Below are 20,756 nucleotides of genomic sequence, written 5' to 3' on the forward strand. Positions count from 1 at the left end.
GTTTCCCCCTCACCCTAGCCCTCTCCCCGAAGGGGAGAGGGAAGAGGCGCTGCTATTTGTTGAGCAGGGCCAGAACTTCTTCAACGCTTTCAGTTTGTGCCAGGCGCTCGATGACGGACTCATCATCCAGCGCGTTGGTCAGGCTGGTAATCACCTGAATATGCTCGTTGTTGCGAGCGGCGATACCAATCACCAGACGGGCGATGTCGTCCTCTTCTTCACCGAAGCGCACGCCGTCAGGATACTGACAGAACACCACGCCGGTTTTCAGCACGCGGTCTTTCGCTTCAACCGTACCGTGCGGAACCGCGATGGATTCACCCAGGTAGGTTGGCGTCAGTTTTTCACGTTCCAGCATCGCGTCAACATATTCTGGCTGAACGTAGCCGCCCTTCACCAGCTGTTCACCGGCAAAGCGAATCGCCTCTTCTTTGGTGCTCGCGGTACGGCCGAGGAAGATGTTCTCCGCGCCCAGCTTAAACAGGTGAGCGTTGCTCTCGTCAAAACTGTCCTGCAGGCTGGTGCGCACCTTCACTTCGTTGTCTTCGTGGCGCTGCGCGGCAACCAGACGTTCGGTCAGGCTGGTGTACAGGCCGCTGTCCAGGAAGTTGGTCAGCGAGATGTGCTGTGCCTGCGGTACCTGACGCATAGCGCGCTCGGTCAGATCGCGGTGCGTGATGACCAGGTCAACGTCCGGCGGCAGGTTGTTAATCGCGCTGTTGGTCACAGAGATATTGGTCAAACCCGCATCCTGCACTTTCTTACGCAGCACGCCGGCACCCATTGCGCTGGAACCCATACCGGCGTCGCAGGCAACGATGATTTTACGCACGTGGCTCAGGTCGTTAGAAACATCGCCAGCCGCCAGCGGGGTCGCACCTTTGGATTCGGCTTTCATGTCGTGCATACGACGGGTTGCCGCTTCGATATCGTCGTCTTCTTTCACCTTGCTGGTTTTCAGCAGGATAGAAGAGACCACGAAGGAGACCGCCATCGCCGCACAGATCGCCGCGATGTTCGCGAAGTATGCGCCTTTCGGCGTCATCGCCAGCACCGCCAGGATAGAGCCTGGAGAAGCAGGGGAGACCAGACCGCCGCCCAGCACGCTCAGGGTGAACACACCAGTCATACCGCCGAGGATAACGGCCAGGATCAGACGTGGGTTCATCAGCACGTACGGGAAGTAAATTTCGTGGATACCGCCCAGGAAGTGGATGATAGCCGCGCCGCCAGCAGACTGCTTCGCGCTGCCGCGACCAAAGAACATGTACGCCAGCAGAACGCCCATACCCGGACCCGGGTTCGCTTCAATCAGGAAGAAGATGGACTTGCCGAGATCGTGAGACTGCTGAATACCCAGCGGCGAGAAGATACCGTGGTTAATGGCGTTGTTCAGGAACAGGATTTTCGCCGGTTCAACGAAGATAGACGCCAGCGGCAGCATGTCGTGCGCCACCATGAAGTTAACGCCCGCCGCCAGCAGTTTGGACAGCACTTCAACAGCCGGACCAATGCCAAGGAACGCCAGAATCGCGAGGATCATCCCGATGATGCCCGCAGAGAAGTTGTTCACCAGCATTTCGAAGCCGGACTTGATCTTGCCATCAACCCAGACGTCGAATTTCTTAATCGCCCAGCCGCCCAGAGGACCGGCAATCATCGCACCGAGGAACATCGGCATATCCGCACCGACGATCACGCCCATGGTTGTGATGGCACCCACGACGCCACCACGGTCACCGCCCACCAGACGACCACCGGTATAACCGATGAGCAGCGGCAGGAGATAGGTAATCATTGGGCCAACAAGTTTCGCCAGCGTTTCGTTAGGCAACCACCCTGTCGGAATGAACAATGCGGTGATAATACCCCACGCGATAAACGCGCCGATATTTGGCATCACCATGTTGCTGAGGAAACGACCAAAGCTTTGAACTTTGATCTTGAAATCGGATGACATAAAACACCCCTTCTTCTGTTTACGCTTAGGCTTGCGGCCCGAGGTTTATTGTTAATGAGGCGGCAGAGGTAGCCGGACCCTGTTCTGATGCTGTGAAATCTGGCACTGAATCGTTCAACTGTCCAGACAGCGGAATTTTGTGTGATGTATGTCACGTAAATGTAGGGGGTGTGGCGTTGAATGAAGTGATCTGAGTCACAAAATAGGCGAGTAAAAAAAATACGATGGCGAAAAATAGAGCAAAAACCACCTCTTTATGTGATTGATGTCACATTTTGTTTTTGCGTGTTTGTTTCCGGATTGTGACTGATTTCACAAAATATTTTTATGCGGATTTCTCCGACTGCGATCGGCGTCAGGACGGCCTCGAGTAACACGGAAAGCTAATAAAACAGTTTTCATATGTAGTATGGCGGAAAGTTGAAACCTGAATTACGCTCATAATGTAAGGTTGAGTATATTATTATTCAGGATATATTTTGACACGCTTATAAACTTGCGTGGAGATATTATAAAAACCGATACTCCCCGGCTCTGAAATAATCAGTGTGCCTTTTAAATTTAAAAATAAATTAATTAGGCTGCGTGCTGTTTTATTAATGTAATGAGTTGACGTTGTTTAAGTGAGGAGACTATGTTTCTCAACTATTTCGCGCTGGGCGTATTGATTTTTGTATTTCTGGTTCTTTTTTACGGAATCATCGCCATCCATGACATCCCCTATAATATGGCTAAAAAGCGTAATCATCCCCATGCCGATGCTATTCATACGGCAGGCTGGATCAGCCTGTTTACGCTCCATGCCATCTGGCCGTTCCTGTGGATTTGGGCCACGCTGTACCGCGAAGATCGCGGCTGGGGCATGCAGAACCACATTACTAAGCCTGATGAGGTTCCGGGGATGAATGCGCTGGCCAAACGCGTGGCCGAGTTAGAACACAAGCTGGCAGCGGTTCAGCCCTCTGATGATAAAAACACGCTGGAGCGCTAATCATGGATCTGTTGATTATTCTAACCTATGTGGCATTTGCCTGGGCAATCTTTAAAATATTCCGTATTCCGGTAAATCAGTGGACGCTTGCTACCGCGACGTTAGGCGGGGTGTTTATTGTTGCCGGACTCATTCTACTAATGAACTATAACCATCCGTATACCTTTACGGCGCAAAAAGCGGTAATTTCCATTCCGATTACGCCGCAGGTCACGGGGGTGGTTACTGAAGTGACCGATAAAAATAACCAGCTCATTAAAAAAGGCGAAGTGTTATTTAAACTGGATCCGGGCCGCTATCAGGCGCGCGTCGACAGACTGAAGGCGGACCTGGTGACCGCGACGCACAATATCGACACTCTGAAAGCGCAGCTTTCGGAAGCGGTTGCCAATACGACACGCGTCTCCGCTGAGCGCGATCGACTATATAAAGATTATCAGCGCTACCTCAAAGGCAGCCAGGCGAAGGTGAATCCGTTCTCTGAAAGCGATATTGATAACGCGCGGCAGAACTATCTGGCGCAGGATGCCATGGTGAAAGGCTCCGTTGCTGAGCAGACGCAGATTCAAAGCCAGCTGGACAGCATGGTGAACGGCGAGCAGTCGCAGATTGCCTCGTTACGCGCCCAGCTTGCTGAAGCAAAATACAACCTCGATCAGACCGTGGTGCGCGCGCCGAGCAATGGCTATATCACCCAGGTGCTGATTCGTCCGGGAACCTATGCCGCCGCGCTGCCGCTGCGCCCGGTGATGGTCTTCATTCCTGAACAGAAGCGCCAGATTGTGGCCCAGTTCCGTCAGAACTCGCTGCTGCGTCTGAAGCCGGGCGATGAAGCGGAAGTGGTATTTAACGCGCTGCCGGGCCAGGTTTTCACCGGTAAGCTCACCAGCGTTCTGCCGGTAGTGCCGGGCGGGTCGTATCAGGCGCAGGGTGCCTTGCAGGCACTGACCGTTGCGCCGGGTACGGATGGGGTACAGGCGCTGATTGAACTGGAGCCTAACGCCGACGTCGATGCTTTGCCGGACGGTATTTATGCCCAGGTGGCGGTCTATTCGGATCATTTCGCCCACGTCTCGGTGATGCGTAAAGTGCTGCTGCGTATGACCAGCTGGATGCACTACCTCTATCTCGATCACTAATCCTTCCGGGGCGGGAATGCGACACGCATAACTGCCCTTTTTTCATCGCTTGATCCATACTGACTTTTTCCCGGCATCAAGGATCAGGCAATGAAACTCATCGGTAGCTACACCAGTCCCTTCGTGCGAAAAATCTCGATTCTCCTGCTGGAGAAAGGGATTGAATTTGAATTCGTTAATGAACAGCCCTACAACGCCGAAAACGGCGTCGCGCAGTATAACCCGCTGGGGAAAGTTCCGGCGCTGGTGACGGACGAGGGCGAATACTGGTTCGATTCCCCCATTATTGCGGAGTATATCGAGCTGCTGGGCATCGCCCCGGCAATGCTGCCGTCTGACCCTAAAGCGGCGCTGGCGGTGAAGCAAATTGAAGCCCTGGCCGACGGCATTATGGATGCAGCACTCACCTCCGTTCGCGAGCAGGCAAGGCCCGCCGCCCAGCAGTCAGAAAGCGAGCTGCTGCGCCAGCGGGAAAAAATCAGCCGCAGTCTGGATATGTGTGAAAAGCTTATCCGGGAGGGCAAGATCCACACCGACAGCCTGGACCTGGCAACCATCGCCATCGCCTGCGCCATCGGCTATCTCAACTTCCGCCGGGTGTCCCCTGGCTGGTGCGTTGACCGTCCGCTGCTGGTGAAACTCGCAGAAACACTCTTTAGCCGCGAGAGCTTTGCCCGCACCGAACCGCCAAAGGCTTGACGCGGGTTATAACACTTCGGCGTCGGAGGCGGTACAATCCCTCCACATGTTAACTCCCTCTCCCGTCGGGAGGGGGGAAGATATTTACTCGCCAGGCGCTTTCATGACTACTCATCATTCGCTGTACAGCCAGATCCCCGCGACCGACCGACTTCTTCGCGAGCCCCGCATTCACGCTGCCGTTGAGCGCTTCGGCCATACCGCGACGGTGGAGATGTTACGTCTGCTTCAGGATGAAGCCCGAGGCCATATCCAGGCCGAAAACGCCTTGCCCGACTGGTGCGCAGCGTGGGAGCAGGAAGTTGAGTATCGGCTGGGTGAGAAGGCGCAAAGCGCGTTACGCCCGGTGGTCAACCTGACGGGGACCGTGCTGCACACCAACCTGGGACGCGCCCAGCAGGCGGAAGAGGCGGTGGCTGCGGTCGTGCAGGCCATGCGCTCGCCGGTGACGCTGGAGTACGATCTGGACGGCGCCGGGCGCGGGCATCGCGATCGCGCGCTGGCGGATCTGCTCTGCCAGCTAACCGGTGCGGAAGATGCCTGCATTGTGAATAACAACGCGGCGGCGGTGCTGCTGATGTTGGCGGCGACCGCGAGCGGCAGAGAGGTGGTGGTGTCCCGCGGCGAGCTGGTGGAGATTGGCGGGGCGTTTCGCATCCCGGACGTGATGCGCCAGGCGGGCTGCACGCTGCATGAAGTGGGTACGACTAACCGTACCCATGCGAAAGATTATCGCGCGGCGGTGAATGAAAACACCGCCCTGCTGATGAAGGTCCACACCAGCAATTATCATATTGAAGGCTTCACCAAAACGGTTGAAGAGGCCGAGCTGGCGGCGATTGGGGGTGAGCTGAATATTCCGGTGATTGCCGATCTCGGCAGCGGTTCGCTGGTGGATCTCAGCCAGTACGGGCTGCCTAAAGAGCCGATGCCGCAAGAGATGATTGCGGCGGGCGTGAGCCTGGTCAGCTTTTCCGGCGACAAACTGCTGGGCGGGCCGCAGGCCGGAATTATCGTCGGCAAGCGCGAGCTGATTGCGCAGCTGCAGCAGCACCCGCTCAAGCGCGCCCTGCGGGCCGATAAAATGACCCTTGCCGCGCTGGAGGCGACGCTGCGCCTCTATCTCCACCCGGAGAAACTGGCTGACCGCCTGCCCACGCTGCGCCTGTTAAGCCGGGATGCCGCCTCGATTCGCGCCCAGGCCGAACGGCTGCTGCCGCGCGTTGCCCCGCACTACCCCGATTTTGACGTTCGCATTGAGCCCTGTCAGTCGCAAATTGGCAGCGGTTCGCTGCCGGTGGACAGGCTGCCGAGTCAAGCGCTCACCTTCACCCCGCGTGACGGGCGCGGTAGCCGCCTTGAGGCCCTGTCGTTGCGCTGGCGTAGCCTGCCGACGCCGGTTATCGGACGGATTTACGACGGCCGCATGTGGCTGGATCTGCGCTGCCTTGAAGATGAAGAGCGATTTCTGGAGATGTTGTTGAAATGATTATTGCCACCGCCGGTCACGTCGACCACGGAAAAACCACGTTACTGCAGGCAATTACCGGCATAAATGCCGATCGTCTGCCGGAAGAGAAAAAGCGCGGCATGACCATCGATCTGGGCTATGCCTACTGGCCCCAGCCCGATGGCCGCGTGCTGGGCTTTATTGATGTTCCGGGGCATGAAAAATTTCTTTCCAACATGCTGGCGGGCGTGGGGGGCATCGATCATGCCCTGCTTGTGGTGGCCTGCGATGACGGCGTGATGGCGCAAACCCGTGAGCATCTGGCGATCCTCCAGCTGACAGGCAACCCGCAGTTGACCGTGGCGCTGACTAAAGCCGATCGCGTTGACGACGCGCGCGTCAGCGAGGTGCGCGAAGCGGTGCAGGCGACCTTACGGGAATATGGTTTTGCCGATGCACCGCTTTTTGTCACCGTAGCGACAGAAGGGCGCGGTATCGGCAAACTTCGCCACCATTTGCAGCAGCTTTCGTCGCGAGACCACGCCAGCCATCACCGCTTCCGTCTGGCGATTGACCGGGCGTTTACCGTCAAAGGCGCGGGGCTGGTGGTCACCGGTACGGCGTTAAGCGGTGAAGTGAAGGTGGGCGATAGCCTCTGGCTGACGGGCGTTAATAAACCGATGCGCGTGCGCGGCTTACATGCGCAAAATCAGCCTGCGGAGCACGCCCACGCCGGGCAGCGGATCGCGCTCAACATTGCCGGGGATGCGGAAAAAGAGCAGCTTAACCGCGGCGACTGGCTGCTGGCCGACGCCCCGCCCGAGCCGTCTGAACGCGTCATCGTCTCCCTGCAGACAAACGTCCCGCTGACCCAATGGCAGCCGCTGCATATTCACCACGCGGCCAGCCATATCACCGGGCGCGTGTCCCTGCTGGAAAACGATCTTGCCGAACTGGTTTTTGATTCGCCGCTCTGGCTGGCGGATAACGACCGTCTGGTACTGCGGGACATTTCCGCACGGGAAACGCTGGCCGGGGCGCGGGTAGTGACGCTGAACCCGCCGCGACGCGGCAAGCGTAAGCCTGAATACCTGCAATGGCTGGCTGCGCTTGCGCAGGCTCAGGATGATAACGCCGCGCTGCGGGTTCATCTTGAGCGCGGGGCCGTGAGCCTGAGTGATTTTGCATGGGCACGCCAGCTGAGTGGCGAAGGGTTGCATCAGCTGACCCAACAGCCGGGCTTTATTCAGGCCGGCAACAGCCTGCTCGATGCGCCGGTTGCGGCAAACTGGCAGCGTAAGATCCTGAACACGCTCGCCACTTACCATGAACAGCATCAGGATGAACCCGGTCCTGGTCGTGAGCGCCTGCGACGCATGGCGCTGCCGATGGAAGACGATGCGCTGGTGCTGCTGCTGATTGAAAACATGCGCGAAAGCGGGGTGATTAAAAGCCATCACGGCTGGCTGCATCTGCCGGATCACAAAGCCGGGTTCACCGCAGAGCAGGAGGCAATCTGGCAAAAAGTGGCCTCGCTGTTTGTCGATGAACCCTGGTGGGTTCGCGATCTGGCGCGTGAAACGAACACCGACGAGCAGGTAATGCGCCAGGTATTGCGCCATGCGGCGCAGCAGGGGCTGATAGTCGCGATCGTGAAAGATCGTTATTACCGTAACGATCGCATTGTGGCGTTTGCTAACCTGATCCGCGAACTGGATCAGGCGCGCGGCTCCACCTGCGCAGCCGATTTCCGCGACCGGCTGAACGTTGGCCGCAAGCTGGCGATCCAGATCCTGGAATATTTCAACCGCATCGGTTTTACGCGTCGCCGGGGTAATGACCATCTGCTTCGCGACGCGCAGTTGTTCCCCTGAGCGCTACGTGCGGCGGGAGAGTTTTTGCTTAGCCAGCCATACCGCGCCCAGCCTTCCCGCCTGGTTACCCAGCTCGCAGGGCAGAATGGGCACCTTGAGCGCCTCCCACTCCTCGAATCGCTGCAGGTACTTATCGAGCAGGAGATAGATTTTCTCCTGCTCGCTTACCCCGCCGCCAATCAGCACTGCCTGTGGATCGAACATCGAGATTACGCTGTAAACGCCGCGCGAGAGGCAATGGGCCCACTCCTCAATGGCCTCACGCAGATGCACGTCGCTCTCCATGCGTTTAAACAGCTCCTCGCCGTCAGGCATCTCTTCTTCTGATACGGCCAGCGCGCGGCGGCAGGCTTTCATCAGGCCGCTGGCCGACGCCACGTCATGCATGGGTTCGCCGTTATTACCCACGGGCAGCACGCCAAATTCGCCGGCGCGGTAATGCGACCCGCGATAAAGATCGCCTTCCATCACAATCCCGCCACCGATGCCCGTGCCGATGGTGATGCAGACGAAATGCTCGTAGTCCTTACCCGCGCCCTGCCAGCGCTCGCCCAGCGCCGCACAGTTGGCGTCGTTTTCCACGGTGACGGGAAGATCGGTCAGACCGGCGAAGAGTTCGCACAGGTTTTCGCCGTCGAGATAGTCGAGCGCGCCCGCTTTTGCCGCTTCGCCGCTGTGGTGGTTAATATGGCCGGGAAAGCTCACGCCGATGCCGACGATGTCGTGTTCGTCCTGATACGCTTCAACTACCGCTTTCCACTTCTTTTTGAAGGTGTTTTTATCCTCAGGAGTATCGTACTCGTCCGTCGTCAGCTCCTTGCCATTTTCATCAATCACGCCGTGTTTGATGTGGGTTCCGCCTACGTCAAAACCGATAAACAGCTGCATCGCATCGTTCCTCATGAGCCCTTGAGCTGTTAAGTATGGCTCAGTGGCAGAAACGAAACGTAAAGTACGGTAATCCGTGATACGGCTCGTAAACCCGTCACCCACTGGCGAGAAAACCGCCAGCCGGGACTACCCTTGTTGTACACCAACAGCAAGGAGACGGTCATGACAAACAATCCTCCCTCTTCGCGAATCCAGCCCGGCGAGTATGGTTTTCCCCTCAAGCTGAAGCCCCGTTATGACAATTTTATCGGCGGCGACTGGGTGGCCCCCGTCGACGGCGAATACTATTCCAACCTGACGCCCGTTACCGGCCAGCCGCTGTGCGAGATTGCCAGCTCCGGCAAGCGGGATATCGATCTGGCGTTGGATGCGGCGCACAAAGCGAAAGATAAATGGGGCCATACCTCCGTTCAGGAGCGCGCGGCCATTTTGTTCAAAATCGCCGACCGGATGGAGCAGAACCTGGAGCTGCTGGCGACGGCGGAAACCTGGGATAACGGCAAGCCGATCCGGGAAACGATGGCGGCAGACGTGCCGCTGGCTATCGACCACTTCCGCTATTTTGCCTCCTGTATTCGCGCGCAGGAGGGCGGAATAAGCGAGGTAGATAGCGACACCGTGGCGTACCACTTCCACGAGCCGCTGGGGGTCGTCGGGCAAATTATTCCGTGGAACTTCCCGCTGCTGATGGCGAGCTGGAAAATGGCACCCGCGCTGGCCGCCGGGAACTGCATTGTGCTTAAACCGGCGCGTTTAACCCCGCTCTCTGTCCTGCTGCTGATGGAAATTGTTGCCGATCTTCTGCCGCCGGGGGTGATTAACGTGGTGAACGGCGCGGGCGGTGAGATAGGGGAATATCTGGCCACCTCAAAACGGATCGCTAAAGTGGCGTTTACCGGGTCGACGGAAGTGGGCCAGCAGATTATGCAGTACGCCACGCAAAACATCATTCCCGTGACCCTGGAGCTGGGCGGGAAGTCCCCGAACATCTTCTTCGCGGACGTGATGGAGGAAGAGGACGCTTTCTTCGACAAGGCGCTGGAAGGGTTTGCGCTGTTTGCCTTTAACCAGGGCGAAGTTTGCACCTGCCCAAGCCGCGCGCTGGTGCAGGAGTCCATCTACGAGCGCTTTATGGAGCGGGCCATTCGCCGCGTCGAGTCTATCCGCAGCGGTAACCCGCTCGATAACGTTACGCAGATGGGGGCGCAGGTCTCGCATGGCCAGCTGGAGACTATCCTCAACTACATCGATATCGGCAAGAAGGAAGGGGCGGATATCCTGACCGGCGGTCGCCGTAAGGTGCTCGGCGGAGATCTGCAGGAAGGGTATTACCTTGAGCCGACGATCCTGTTCGGGCAGAACAACATGCGTGTCTTCCAGGAGGAGATTTTCGGACCGGTGCTGGCGGTGACTACCTTCAAAACGATGGAGGAGGCGCTGGAAATTGCCAACGACACGCCGTATGGCCTGGGGGCGGGAGTCTGGAGCCGTAACGGTAATCTGGCCTATAAAATGGGCAGGGGTATACAGGCGGGACGCGTATGGACCAACTGCTACCACGCCTATCCGGCTCACGCGGCATTTGGCGGGTATAAGCAATCGGGCATCGGGCGTGAAACGCACAAGATGATGCTGGAGCATTACCAGCAGACGAAATGTCTACTTGTCAGCTACTCCGATAAACCGCTGGGGCTATTCTAATCGCCCAGTTCAGGCCGTCCATGGACGGCCTGAGCAATTTGCTGGCGCAGACAGTTGAGGACACCATCCAGAACATATTGTACGCGCCAGGGCTGATATTCGCGCTTGCGGAAGATGGCGGTCAGATCGAGCCACCACTCTTCCTGATGCGGGAAGCAGGGGACCAGCGTGCCTTGCGTTAATTCCTTCTTCAGGCTTTCTTTCGGCGCGAACACAATGCCAAGATTATTTCTTGCCAGCTCCAGGGCCGTCTGGGTATTGTCGCAAATATAGTTTCCGGTTACCCGATAATCATGCACATCATCACTGCCATGCATGCGAAAACGCCAGATGTTGGCGTCGTCGACCAGCATAGAGTCGATCAGAATACAGGAGTGATTAATTAAATCTTCAGGTCCGGTTAAAGGATGTTTATTTAAATATTCCTGGGTTGCGAATGCAGTGACGGAATATTTTGTTAATACGCTGGCGACCAGACTTTCATCTTTTGGCTGAGCATAGGTAATTAAAATATCACAGTCATCCGGGAAGGACACACCTTCTGAATATTCGTTGCGGTCCAGGTTGTAGGTTTTCAGGGAAATGCGAATGTCCCCGATGTCCTTTATCTGGTGGATCACGTGGCGCGCGAGATAGGTCACAATGCCCGTTGGAGCGTAAATCGTGACTTTTCCACGCTTTTCATGCTTATAATCGGCAATGAAATTAATAAGTTGCGTGTTTTTGTCCAGCGTGGCGTCGACATAAGGGAGTAATGCTTCACCGAACTGCGTCAGAGCGAGCTGGCGGGTCGTGCGCTCAAAAACCTTAAGCCCAACCCGCGTTTCAAAATCCGAGAGATATTTACTGACATTGGCCTGCGCCATGCCCAGCAGGGCGGCGGCATCACCAATGCTGTGGGTGGCTGCGATGACGGAGATTATTTTTAACTCGCGTGGCTTTAGCTGTAATTTATTCATCATGCGCACCCATCTATATGGTTTTATATATAATATTATATAAACTGCAGCGTTGCACCGGCAAATTTGTAACCATTATTATTCGCCCCGCTTATTTGGCGTATAAATGGATTACTTCACATGACTATTAAATACAATTTACTGATTGCTGCCACGTTATTTGCAACCTCTTCTGCAATGGCCGGTGATTTTTCACTTGGCGCGGGGACCGTATTTAATGAGTCTCCTTATAAAGGCTATAACGAAAATACCACCGCGGTGCCGTTAATTAGCTATGAGGGCGATCGTTTCTATGTTCGCCAGACCACGGGCGGATGGATCCTGTGGAAAGACGCAAAAAATGAACTCAGCCTGACCGCATCCTGGATGCCGCTGCATTTTGATCCGGATGATAACGACGACCACCAGATGAAGCAGCTTGATGAGCGTAAAGCCTCTGCGTTCCTCGGCGGTGCGTACTACCGCCACGAAAGCTGGGGTTCTCTGAAAGTGGCGGTTTCAGGCGATGCCACGGATGAAAGCGGCGGCGTGGTGGGCGAGGTATCCTACTTCCGTCCAATCAGGATGGAGCGTTTGACCCTGACGCCTTCTGTCGGTGTTTTTTACAGCGACGAGAGCTATAACGACTACTACTACGGCGTATCCGGCAGCGAGTCACGCCGCTCAGGTCTGGATCAATACACCGCCGGCGACAGCTGGACGCCCTACGTTGGTCTGGTAGCTAAATATCAGTTAACCCAGAAGCTGTACCTCAACGCCAGCGCGGTCTACACCGTGTTGCCTGATGACGTGAAGAACAGCCCGATGATCGACCGCGATGATAGCTTCGCGCTAATGACCGGCCTGACCTGGCGCTTCTGATGCGGTAAAGCCGGTTTACTCCCTCTCCCGTGGGAGAGGGCTGGGTGACTATTCAGCCTTCATCCACCCATATCCGCATTTCCCCTTCTCCCCGGTTAGCCCAGCTAAACCACGGAATAAAGGTCAACGTCCGGGGCTGGCGCTGTACCGGCGAGCGGTCGTACTGCCACAACGCATCCGTTTCCTTCATGTGACACCCAATTCCCTCTGTCTGTATTAGCATCTTATGCGCGAAAATGCCTTTGCCTTCACACACCCGGAACTCGCTATCTCGGGGCAAGGAGAGGTTATGCAGGTTGGCGCCGTTATCAGCTTCTTCCAGGCAGTAAACCAGCGGCCCGCGCTGTAGCGCGACTTTACCCGCCTGCTGGCGCACCTGGGGGTTACCGTACACGCGGCGGACCGGCATCGGTAGCGTCAGGGTCAGGGTGTCGCCTTCCTGCCAGCGGCGGTTGAGGTAGAGATATCCGCGTGACGCTTCACCGGTAATGGCTTCGCCATTCAGCGAAACGGCAGGCTCCGCGCACCAGTCCGGCAGCCTGAGTGCCAGCGTGTGGGTGACCGGAACCGGCGAGGTGATTTCGATCTTCACCTGCTCCTGCCACGGATAGTTACCGCTAATGCGCAGCTGTAGGGCGTTATCGCCCACCGGAATGGCGACGTCGTTCCCCACGTACAGGTTTATCAGCAGCGCATCCGGGCGAACGGTATAAATGTAGTGCCCCAGCGAGGTCAGCACGCGGGCGATATTCGGCGGGCAGCAGGCGCAGCCGAACCAGCGCTGACGCACCGGCTTCACGTGGTCATAGATATGGTTAAAGGCCAGCGTTTTCGGATGCACTTCCAGTGGATTGACATAAAAGAAATGCTTACCGTCCAGCGCCATCCCGCCCAGCACCGTGTTGTACAGCGCGCGCTCCATCACGTCGGCGTAGTGGCCGTCTGCCTCCATCTCCAGCATCCGGCGGGCGAACATCATCAGGCCGATTGAGGCGCAGCTTTCGGCGTACACCGTATCGTTGGGCAGATCGTAATCGCTGCTGAACGCCTCGCCGCTGCTCTGCGAGCCAATCCCGCCGGTAATGTACAGCTGGCGCTGCGCCATGTTGTTCCACAGACGCAGACAGTCCCGGCGTTTACCTTCGTCGTTGCTCAGGCGCGCCAGATGCGCCATGCCCGCCATCAGATAGACGAAACGCACGGCATGGCCGATGGCCGTTTGTTGTTCCGCAAGGGGCAGATGCGCCTGGCTGTAGGCTTTGTCCTTGACCATCCACGCCGGACCATAGGTGTTCCAGTAAGATGTTTTGCCGCGCTTCTCGTATTCGCTATCGTAGAAGTGAGGCTGCGCGCCGCGTTCTTCAATAAAGTATTTCACCAGATTGAGATAACGCGGCTCCTGCGTGACGTCGTACAGCCTCATCAGCGCCAGCTCGATTTCCGGGTGACCAGGGTAACCGTGTAGCTGTGTTTCTCCCGGGCCAAACACGCTGTCGATATGGTCCGCCAGCCTGCACACCACGTCCAGCAGGCGACGTTTTCCGGTTCCCTGGAAATACGCCACGCCCGCTTCAATCATATGCCCGGCGCAGTACAGCTCGTGGCATTCGGCCAGATTCGTCCAGCGTTCCTCGGGGGCTTTTACCGTAAAGTAGGTGTTGAGGTAGCCATCTTCACACTGCGCCGCCGCGACCAGCTCAATCACCTCGTCGGCGGTTTTTTCCAGTTCTGCATCCGGCTTCTGGCACAGCGACCACGCCACGGCTTCGAGCCATTTCGCTACGTCGCTGTCCTGAAACACCATCCCGTAAAACTCCCCCTGTTCCAGCCCGGCCGCGATGCGGAAGTTGGCGATGGCGTGGCTGGGTTCGGCCTCCGCCACGCGGTCGTTTAGCGCATCCCACTGGTAAGGGATCACCACGTCACGGACCAGCCGTTGATATTGCCCGAGAAACGGATCGTTGATTTTCAGCTGGTGCAGGTCGGGTTCCATTATGGACATAGCGTTCTCCTCAGGACGGTACGTGACGCTGGCGCAGGTCGGTGGAAATGCGCGACATCATTGGGTTATTAAGCCTGCACCAGCGGATAGCGACCGCCAGCAGCAGGTGGAAAAGGGCAGGCAGCAGCGTCTCCATGGCGGTAATGCCCTGCAGTGAGGCTGGCGTCTGGTTGCCCGCGCCTGGCTGATAGGCCACGGCAATAAACACCAAGCTGATAATCCCGGCGCTTGACGCCCACGCAAGCTTGATGAAAAACAGGTTGAAGGCGAAGTTCATGCCCGACGAACGCACGCTGGTTTTCCACTCGCCGTAGTCATCGGCAAAGGCCATTAGCGAGAAGTGCAGCGGCAGGGTGAAGCCCAGGATCACGCCGTTGCTTAAAATAACGATCAGCCATAGCGTCTGATGCGCCGGGCCACCCGGCAGAAACCACATGCCCACCGCAAGCGCAGCGAGCACCAGGTTGGTGTAGTAGTAGAGTTTGACGGTATCAATACGGCGCGACAGCGGGCTGACGATCACCGCGCCCAGAATAGCGGCAAAGGTCACCATGGTGAAAAACAGCGAGGTGTACGCCGTGCTGCCCTGAAGCACGTAGGTGATAAAGTACATATATCCACCGCCGCGAATGTTGAAGACGTTGATCAGCAGAAACGACATCAACAACATCAGCAGCAGCTGATCGTTTTTACGCAGGCCCGCCAGGTGCTCGCGCAGGGTGAATTTGCCCATCAGCGCCAGCGGAACGCGTTCACGAACCCAGAAGAAGCAGCACAAGAACATCACCACGGCGATAGCGCACAGCACGCCAACGCCCAGTTGATAACCCTTCGCGGCATCGCCCTGACCCAGCTCCGCTACCAGCCACGGCAGGCCAACGGAGACCAGAAAGCCCGCCACGCCGCACAGCACAAAGCGCCAGGACTGGCAGGCGATCACCTCGTTGTGGCGGGTGGTCATGGTGTTAATCAGCGCGCAGTAGGGCACGTTGATGGCGGTATAGCCCACGGATAACAGCAAATAGGTGCCGAACGCCCAGGCGATTTTCACGCCCATGCTGGCTTCCGGAACGTTGAAGGTCATTACGCCGATAATGCCTATCGGGACGGCGACCCACAGCTGCCAGGGACGAAATCGGCCCCAGCGGCTCTGCGTGCGGTCAGCAATGACGCCCATCACCGGATCGGAAATGGCGTCAAACACGCGAAGGGCAATAAACAGCGTGCCCACCAGCGCAGGGGTGAGACCAAATACATCGGTATAGAAAAAGGTCAGAAAGTTCATGATCAGGCAGGTAATCACCGTGCCGCCCGCATCGCCCAGGCCGTAGCCCATTTTCTCGCGGACGGACAGCCGGTCATCGACTTTCTGTTTTGCAGCGTCTGCGTCTGTAATCGGTGTGGAAGTCATGAAGTAACTCCTCGGAGATCGAATTTATTATCGTATTTATGCTGGGTACCTCTTTATTCTGCATCGAACGGGAAGGCCAACAAGGGAAGGGAAAAGTATAAAAAGGTGACGATTCCGACCTGATGATAAAAATGTGATTCCGATCGGACAGATATTTTAATATTGATTAATAATCAACGGGTAAGTCGAATATTAACGACAATAAAAGCGGAATGGTGAATATCCATGCTCGAATTATCCATAGCGCTTCCGGTTAAGGTTCAAAATGGCGGGCTATTTATCTCCCGCGGAGTGGGCCGCCACCCTGCGCGAAAATTAACATCATGGGAGATTATTTTTGTCGAAAAAGGGACTTTAACGATCCAGGAAGAAAATCATGTTTTTGATGTTAATGCGGGTGAGAGTTTATTGCTCTGGCCGCAGCGTCGGCATGTGGGTGTGGAGGATTTCCCGGCGGACCTGCGCTTTTACTGGCTGCATTTTGAGGTGGAGCCGCAAGACCCAACGTTACCCAACGCTGCTCCTCTGGCAATAGAACAACACTGCCGCGTAAGGGATGCGGAATATGTGATTGCGCTCTTTCGTCAATTCCTCAGCGAGCAGGAGAAATTACGGCGTAGCCTGGCGCTGGAGATGATTTTATTATTGATTTTACAGCAGGTGTCGAACTCTTCAGGATATGAAGACAGCGCAGATCAGGCCGGCGCGGCGATGGCATGGAAGGCAAAACAGCTTATTCGCACGCAGTTTCATTTACCGATATCCACCTCGCAGCTGGCAAAAGCGTTGCACTGTAATGCAGATTATCTCGGGCGCGTCTTTCGCCGGACTTTCCATTTAACCCTGACGGAGGCGATACATCGCCAGCGCGTCAGGGCGGCGGAAAAACTCCTGCTCAACGACGCTGCGTCATTAACCGAGGTCGCAGCGCGCTGCGGCTTTAACGACGTGGGATATTTCCGGCAGATATTCTCGAAGCATACCGGGTTAACCCCCGCCGTCTGGAAACGGCGGTACTGTAAAGAGCATATTAATTCCGGTTGATTACTGCCCGTAATAGGCGTTCGCCCCGTGCTTGCGCAGATAATGCTTGTCCAGCAGCGCCTGCTGCATAGCCGGTAACTGTGGTGCGAGCTGGCGTGAGAACAGGCCCATATAGGCGCACTCTTCCAGCACGACGGCATTGTGGACCGCATCGGCAGCGTCTTTGCCCCAGGCGAACGGGCCGTGGGAGTGAACCAGTACCGCCGGGACCTGCATTGGGCTGAGATCGCGCTCCTCGAAGGTTTTAATGATCACTTCGCCCGTCTGGTATTCGTATTCCCCGGCAATTTCTGCCGTGGTCATCAGCCGCGTGCAGGGGATCGCTCCGTAGAAATAGTCTGCGTGCGTCGTGCCCCAGGCGGGTAAATCCTGTCCCGCCTGCGACCAGATGGTGGCGTGGCGGGAATGGGTATGTACGATGCCGCCAATCTCCGGATAACGGCGATACAGTGCCAGATGGGTTGGTGTGTCAGAGGAGGGTTTTTTACTGCCTTCGACCACCAGGCCGGTGGCAATGTTCACCACCACCATATCCTCCGCCGTCATCACGTCGTACTCCACGCCGGACGGCTTGATGACCATCATGCCGCTTTCGCGATCTATTGCGCTGACGTTGCCCCAGGTAAAGGTCACCAGCTGGTGGGCTGGCAGCGCCAGGTTTGCCGCCAGTACCTCGGTTTTGAGTTGTTCTAACATGTCATGCCTCCTTCCTGCATACGGGCTTCAATCCAGCGGCGTGCCTGGATAATCTCCAGCACCGGCTCTTTGGCTTTTTCGGTCCACATTTCAATCAGAAACGCGCCGCGATAGTTCAGCTTATTCAGCGTGTTAAACACGCCGACAAAATCGACGCAGCCATCGCCAAACGGTACATCGCGGAACTGTCCGGGGCTTTGCGCGGTAACGGGTTGGGTATCTTTCAGGTGAATAGCCGCAATGCGGTCAATGCCCAGCGTCAGCTCGGCGGTAACGTCGTTACCCCACGCGCTCAGGTTGCCAACGTCCGGGTAAACGCTGAACCACGGCGAGGCGAGCATGCTGTCCCACTTTTTCCACTTGCTGATGGAATTCATAAATGCGGTATCCATGATCTCGACCGCCAGCATCACCTGTGCGGCGGCGGCCTGCTCGACGGCCCATGCCAGTCCTTCGGCAAAACGTTGTTGAGTACCTTCATCGTGCTCTTCGTAATAGACGTCATAACCCGCAAGCTGAATGGTGCGAATACCTAAGTCGCGTGCCAGCCTGATGGCTTTGGTCATGATCTCACGGGCGCGCTGGCGCACCGTTTCGTCGCGGCTGCCGAACGGGAAGCGACGGTGGGCAGACAAGCACATAGAAGGGATAGACACCCCTGTTTCCAGCATCGCCTCAACCAGAGAGGCGCGCTGCGTGGTACTCCACTCAAGACGCGATAAACGCTCGTCGGTTTCATCAACCGACATCTCAACGAAATCGAATCCGCAGCTCTTCGCCAGGACCAGGCGTTCCGGCCAGGAGAGATCTTTCGGCAGCGCTTTTTCATAAATACCTAACGGATGCTGACGCATGGTTACGCTCCCCAGATATCGCGGATTTGCGAATGGAATGCCTGTGCCACCTGCGGCGGATTATCCGCGCCCGCCAGCGCGCGCCCGGCGATAAACGCTTTGACGTTGATTTGCTTAAACAGGGGGAGATCGGCAGGCGTGATGCCGCCGGTAATCGAAAGCTGTAAACCGATATCCGAGAGGGCTTTCATTCTGGCGAGATCCGTCTCACCCCACTGCTGACCGCTGGCCTGCGCGTCTCTTCCCCGGTGGTATATCGCCTGTTTTACGCCGATACGTTGCCATGCGCGCGCGTCGTCCAGCGTCCAGTTACCAAAGAGCTCTATCTGGATTTCTCCTCCGCAGCGCAGTGCCACCTCGTGGCCTCGCTCAACGGTGGCCAGCGGAGCGGCGCAGATAATGGTCATCCAGTTCGCGCCCGCGCCAAACGCCTGTTCTGCCAGCGTCTCCCCGGCATCGGCCACTTTCCAGTCCGCCACGATAATTTTCTCCGGGCACTGTTTGCGCAGCGCGCGGACGGCGCTTAGTCCTTCGGTCAGACATAAAAGGGTACCGGCTTCGACGATATCGACGTGATCCACAAGCAGGGCAACATCGCGCTGCGCGGCCTGAAGTGAGGTGTGATCGAGCGCCAGCTGCAGTAATGGTCGGCTCATAGGTCGTGCTCCTTAACCTGGGCGTGATAGCCTTGTAATGCTGAAATCAGTAACTGATAGCGGTGATATTTGCGTTGATAGGCCGCATGGGCGTCCATGTCGGGTTCAATCACCCGGATGTCATGTTTAAGGGCGCGTTGCGCCGTGTGGAAATCGGGATAGATGCCTGTACCGACCAGTGCGGCCAGCGCTGCACCGGAACAGCCAGTCTCTTCTACCTGGGGTAATTGAATTGTCAGACCGCTGACGTCCGCAAGCATCTGCATCCACACGTCCGAATGGGCCGGGCCACCCGTGACGCGCAGTGCCTGCACCTCGGTAAAGCGCTCAAGCATGCGGTTAAGATGGGTCATGTGGCTGAATACCACGCCTTCGTAAACCGCCTGCAGCAGGTGCGCGCGGGTGTGTAGCGCCTGCATGCCGTAGAAACCGCTGGTCATCTCCAGACCCGCGTTGCTGCCATAGAGGAAGGGCAGGAAAATCAGATCGCTTCCGGCTTTTGGCAGACCGGCGACGGCATGGTTGATTTCATCGAATGACATATCGCCCCACTGCGCGGTGAGCCACTCAAGATTGCCGGAGGAAGTCGGGCTGGCTTCGTGAACGATGTACTGCTGCGGATGAACGTAGCGGCCATAGACGTAGGGGTACGGCTCGCTGTCGCGGATGCCATGCGCAATCCCGCTGGTGACGGCCCAGGTGCCCATTACGGCATTCAACGTGTGTTCGTCGTGTAGCCCGGCGCAGATCGCGGTGGAAACCACGTCAAACAGTCCACCAACGACGGGCGTACCCGCCGCGAGACCGGTCAGGGCGGCTGCCTGAGCGGTGATTTCCCCGCAAATTTCTGCTGAACCGACAATCGGCGGCAGGGCGCCGTCAATTTCGCTGATACCGAGCCAGCGTGTGAGCTGTGGGTCGTACTGGCCGGTATTCATATTGTAGAGATTGGACTCCGAAATGTTGCTCTCTTCGCAGGCTTTGGTGCCGGTGAGGCACCAGCGAAGATAATCGTGCGCCATCATCACGCAGCCAATTTTTTCGAAGCGCTGAGGCTCATTCTCTTTTACCCAGCGCAGAAGCGAGGCCGGATGCCCGGTCCACAGCGTCTGGCGCGTATGCGGATAGAGTTTTTCTGGAATGCCGTCCTGCTGCCAGCGTTGCACAATCTCCAGCGCCCGGCGGTCAGAAGAGAGCATGGCGTTGCCCAGGGGCCGATCCTGTTTATCGAGTAGAAACAGTCCCTTGCCCTGAGCAGAAATGCCGACGCCTTTGATCTGCTCTCCGTCTACGCCTGAATGTTTGAGCAGCGTAGCGACGGTAGCGTGGCAGTGCTGCCAGAGCTGGTGCATATCCCGCTCCGCATAGCCTGCGCGTGGGCTGAGCGTGGCCACCGAGCGACGTTCGATACACACTTCCTTTCCCTGGCGGTTGTATAACCCGGCTTTCAGATAAGTACCGCCACAATCGATACCCAGCCAGAAGGGCTCTTTTTCACTCATCTTCATCTCACTTATTCGCCGGGTGGCGCTTCGCTTACCCGGCCTACGGTTCGGTTTAGTGGGTTG

At 56.9% G+C, this 20,756-nt stretch carries 17 protein-coding genes; 8 read left to right on the forward strand and 9 right to left on the reverse strand.

Translation table 11 applies throughout. From position 1 onward, the window contains the following. Positions 1-52: 52 nt before the first annotated feature. Positions 53-1,960: a PTS mannitol transporter subunit IICBA gene (locus tag INF77_RS08175; protein ID WP_028015047.1), complete on the reverse strand. Its 1,908-nt coding sequence runs from the start codon at positions 1,958-1,960 to the stop codon at positions 53-55. Positions 1,961-2,594: 634 nt separating this feature from the next. Between INF77_RS08175 and INF77_RS08180 the strand changes: the two genes are divergently transcribed. From INF77_RS08180 to selB, 5 genes are all read left to right on the forward strand, one after another. Further along, positions 2,595-2,951, forward strand: a complete 357-nt coding sequence (locus tag INF77_RS08180; RefSeq protein WP_150145134.1) for a DUF3302 domain-containing protein — start codon at positions 2,595-2,597, stop codon at positions 2,949-2,951. A 2-nt stretch (positions 2,952-2,953) separates the two neighbouring features. Next, positions 2,954-4,090 (forward strand): HlyD family secretion protein, encoded by a 1,137-nt coding sequence (locus tag INF77_RS08185; protein WP_028015049.1) that lies wholly within the window; start codon positions 2,954-2,956, stop codon positions 4,088-4,090. Between the two features lie 90 nt (positions 4,091-4,180). Next, positions 4,181-4,789 (forward strand): glutathione S-transferase, encoded by a 609-nt coding sequence (locus INF77_RS08190; RefSeq protein WP_045630259.1) that lies wholly within the window; start codon positions 4,181-4,183, stop codon positions 4,787-4,789. 103 nt (positions 4,790-4,892) lie between these two features. Then, entirely contained in the window at positions 4,893-6,278 is a 1,386-nt protein-coding gene (gene selA / locus INF77_RS08195) for an L-seryl-tRNA(Sec) selenium transferase (protein ID WP_193531967.1), read from the forward strand. Continuing rightward, positions 6,275-8,113, forward strand: a complete 1,839-nt coding sequence (gene selB, locus INF77_RS08200) for a selenocysteine-specific translation elongation factor (RefSeq protein ID WP_193531968.1) — start codon at positions 6,275-6,277, stop codon at positions 8,111-8,113. Before selA ends, selB begins: the two co-directional genes overlap by 4 nt. A 3-nt stretch (positions 8,114-8,116) precedes the next feature. Here the strand turns inward: selB and INF77_RS08205 are convergent, their stop codons facing one another. Next, the gene (locus INF77_RS08205; RefSeq protein WP_028015053.1) at positions 8,117-9,001 is read right to left on the reverse strand and encodes an ROK family protein; all 885 of its coding nucleotides are present in this window, start codon (positions 8,999-9,001) and stop codon (positions 8,117-8,119) included. A gap of 165 nt (positions 9,002-9,166) precedes the next feature. On the opposite strand from INF77_RS08205, the gene aldB reads away from it, so the two are divergent. Continuing rightward, positions 9,167-10,705, forward strand: a complete 1,539-nt coding sequence (aldB, locus tag INF77_RS08210; RefSeq protein ID WP_041911639.1) for an aldehyde dehydrogenase AldB — start codon at positions 9,167-9,169, stop codon at positions 10,703-10,705. Here the strand turns inward: aldB and INF77_RS08215 are convergent. Then, complete coding sequence (locus INF77_RS08215; protein WP_065366019.1) at positions 10,702-11,667, reverse strand: LysR family transcriptional regulator; 966 nt, start codon at positions 11,665-11,667, stop codon at positions 10,702-10,704. The two genes, aldB and INF77_RS08215, sit on opposite strands and share 4 nt — an antisense overlap. 117 nt (positions 11,668-11,784) lie before the next feature. Here INF77_RS08215 and INF77_RS08220 point away from each other — a divergent pair, with 117 nt between their 5' ends. Then, complete coding sequence (locus INF77_RS08220; protein WP_193531969.1) at positions 11,785-12,525, forward strand: MipA/OmpV family protein; 741 nt, start codon at positions 11,785-11,787, stop codon at positions 12,523-12,525. A gap of 52 nt (positions 12,526-12,577) precedes the next feature. Here INF77_RS08220 and INF77_RS08225 read toward each other — a convergent pair whose 3' ends face one another. Both INF77_RS08225 and INF77_RS08230 read right to left on the reverse strand, forming a co-directional pair. After that, positions 12,578-14,527: a glycoside hydrolase family 127 protein gene (locus INF77_RS08225; RefSeq protein WP_193531970.1), complete on the reverse strand. Its 1,950-nt coding sequence runs from the start codon at positions 14,525-14,527 to the stop codon at positions 12,578-12,580. A gap of 10 nt (positions 14,528-14,537) precedes the next feature. Continuing rightward, positions 14,538-15,938, reverse strand: a complete 1,401-nt coding sequence (locus INF77_RS08230) for an MFS transporter (RefSeq protein WP_193531971.1) — start codon at positions 15,936-15,938, stop codon at positions 14,538-14,540. Positions 15,939-16,163: 225 nt separating this feature from the next. Between INF77_RS08230 and INF77_RS08235 the strand changes: the two genes are divergently transcribed. After that, a complete protein-coding gene (locus INF77_RS08235) occupies positions 16,164-16,982 on the forward strand; it encodes an AraC family transcriptional regulator (RefSeq protein ID WP_045260037.1) in 819 nt (272 codons plus the stop codon). Here the strand turns inward: INF77_RS08235 and araD are convergent, their stop codons facing one another. The 4 genes from araD to INF77_RS08255 are packed head-to-tail and all read right to left on the reverse strand — an operon-like array spanning position 16,983 to position 20,690. Beyond that, on the reverse strand, positions 16,983-17,678 hold the full coding sequence (gene araD, locus INF77_RS08240) for an L-ribulose-5-phosphate 4-epimerase (protein ID WP_041911632.1): 696 nt from the start codon (positions 17,676-17,678) through the stop codon (positions 16,983-16,985). It lies immediately after the preceding gene. After that, positions 17,672-18,532 (reverse strand): L-ribulose-5-phosphate 3-epimerase, encoded by an 861-nt coding sequence (locus tag INF77_RS08245; protein WP_045260035.1) that lies wholly within the window; start codon positions 18,530-18,532, stop codon positions 17,672-17,674. Before INF77_RS08245 ends, araD begins: the two co-directional genes overlap by 7 nt. A gap of 2 nt (positions 18,533-18,534) precedes the next feature. Beyond that, complete coding sequence (gene ulaD / locus INF77_RS08250) at positions 18,535-19,188, reverse strand: 3-keto-L-gulonate-6-phosphate decarboxylase UlaD (RefSeq protein ID WP_049137185.1); 654 nt, start codon at positions 19,186-19,188, stop codon at positions 18,535-18,537. Next, positions 19,185-20,690: an FGGY-family carbohydrate kinase gene (locus tag INF77_RS08255; RefSeq protein WP_193531972.1), complete on the reverse strand. Its 1,506-nt coding sequence runs from the start codon at positions 20,688-20,690 to the stop codon at positions 19,185-19,187. Before INF77_RS08255 ends, ulaD begins: the two co-directional genes overlap by 4 nt. Positions 20,691-20,756: the final 66 nt, after the last annotated feature.

The sequence above is a fragment of the Enterobacter cloacae complex sp. P1B genome (assembly GCF_014982345.1).
Lineage (GTDB): Bacteria > Pseudomonadota > Gammaproteobacteria > Enterobacterales > Enterobacteriaceae > Enterobacter > Enterobacter bugandensis.

What these genes read in the sequence shown, in the direction of transcription:
- INF77_RS08180 (WP_150145134.1), top strand. Translation starts at nt 2,595, where the DNA reads ATGTTTCTCAACTATTTCGCGCTGGGCGTATTGATTTTTGTATTTCTG.
- INF77_RS08220 (WP_193531969.1), top strand. Translation starts at nt 11,785, where the DNA reads ATGACTATTAAATACAATTTACTGATTGCTGCCACGTTATTTGCAACC.
- INF77_RS08185 (WP_028015049.1), top strand. Translation starts at nt 2,954, where the DNA reads ATGGATCTGTTGATTATTCTAACCTATGTGGCATTTGCCTGGGCAATC.
- INF77_RS08235 (WP_045260037.1), top strand. Translation starts at nt 16,164, where the DNA reads ATGCTCGAATTATCCATAGCGCTTCCGGTTAAGGTTCAAAATGGCGGG.
- aldB (WP_041911639.1), top strand. Translation starts at nt 9,167, where the DNA reads ATGACAAACAATCCTCCCTCTTCGCGAATCCAGCCCGGCGAGTATGGT.
- selB (WP_193531968.1), top strand. Translation starts at nt 6,275, where the DNA reads ATGATTATTGCCACCGCCGGTCACGTCGACCACGGAAAAACCACGTTA.
- INF77_RS08230 (WP_193531971.1), bottom strand. Translation starts at nt 15,938, where the DNA reads ATGACTTCCACACCGATTACAGACGCAGACGCTGCAAAACAGAAAGTC.
- INF77_RS08225 (WP_193531970.1), bottom strand. Translation starts at nt 14,527, where the DNA reads ATGTCCATAATGGAACCCGACCTGCACCAGCTGAAAATCAACGATCCG.
- INF77_RS08255 (WP_193531972.1), bottom strand. Translation starts at nt 20,690, where the DNA reads ATGAGTGAAAAAGAGCCCTTCTGGCTGGGTATCGATTGTGGCGGTACT.
- ulaD (WP_049137185.1), bottom strand. Translation starts at nt 19,188, where the DNA reads ATGAGCCGACCATTACTGCAGCTGGCGCTCGATCACACCTCACTTCAG.
- INF77_RS08175 (WP_028015047.1), bottom strand. Translation starts at nt 1,960, where the DNA reads ATGTCATCCGATTTCAAGATCAAAGTTCAAAGCTTTGGTCGTTTCCTC.
- araD (WP_041911632.1), bottom strand. Translation starts at nt 17,678, where the DNA reads ATGTTAGAACAACTCAAAACCGAGGTACTGGCGGCAAACCTGGCGCTG.
- INF77_RS08215 (WP_065366019.1), bottom strand. Translation starts at nt 11,667, where the DNA reads ATGATGAATAAATTACAGCTAAAGCCACGCGAGTTAAAAATAATCTCC.
- INF77_RS08190 (WP_045630259.1), top strand. Translation starts at nt 4,181, where the DNA reads ATGAAACTCATCGGTAGCTACACCAGTCCCTTCGTGCGAAAAATCTCG.
- INF77_RS08245 (WP_045260035.1), bottom strand. Translation starts at nt 18,532, where the DNA reads ATGCGTCAGCATCCGTTAGGTATTTATGAAAAAGCGCTGCCGAAAGAT.
- selA (WP_193531967.1), top strand. Translation starts at nt 4,893, where the DNA reads ATGACTACTCATCATTCGCTGTACAGCCAGATCCCCGCGACCGACCGA.
- INF77_RS08205 (WP_028015053.1), bottom strand. Translation starts at nt 9,001, where the DNA reads ATGCAGCTGTTTATCGGTTTTGACGTAGGCGGAACCCACATCAAACAC.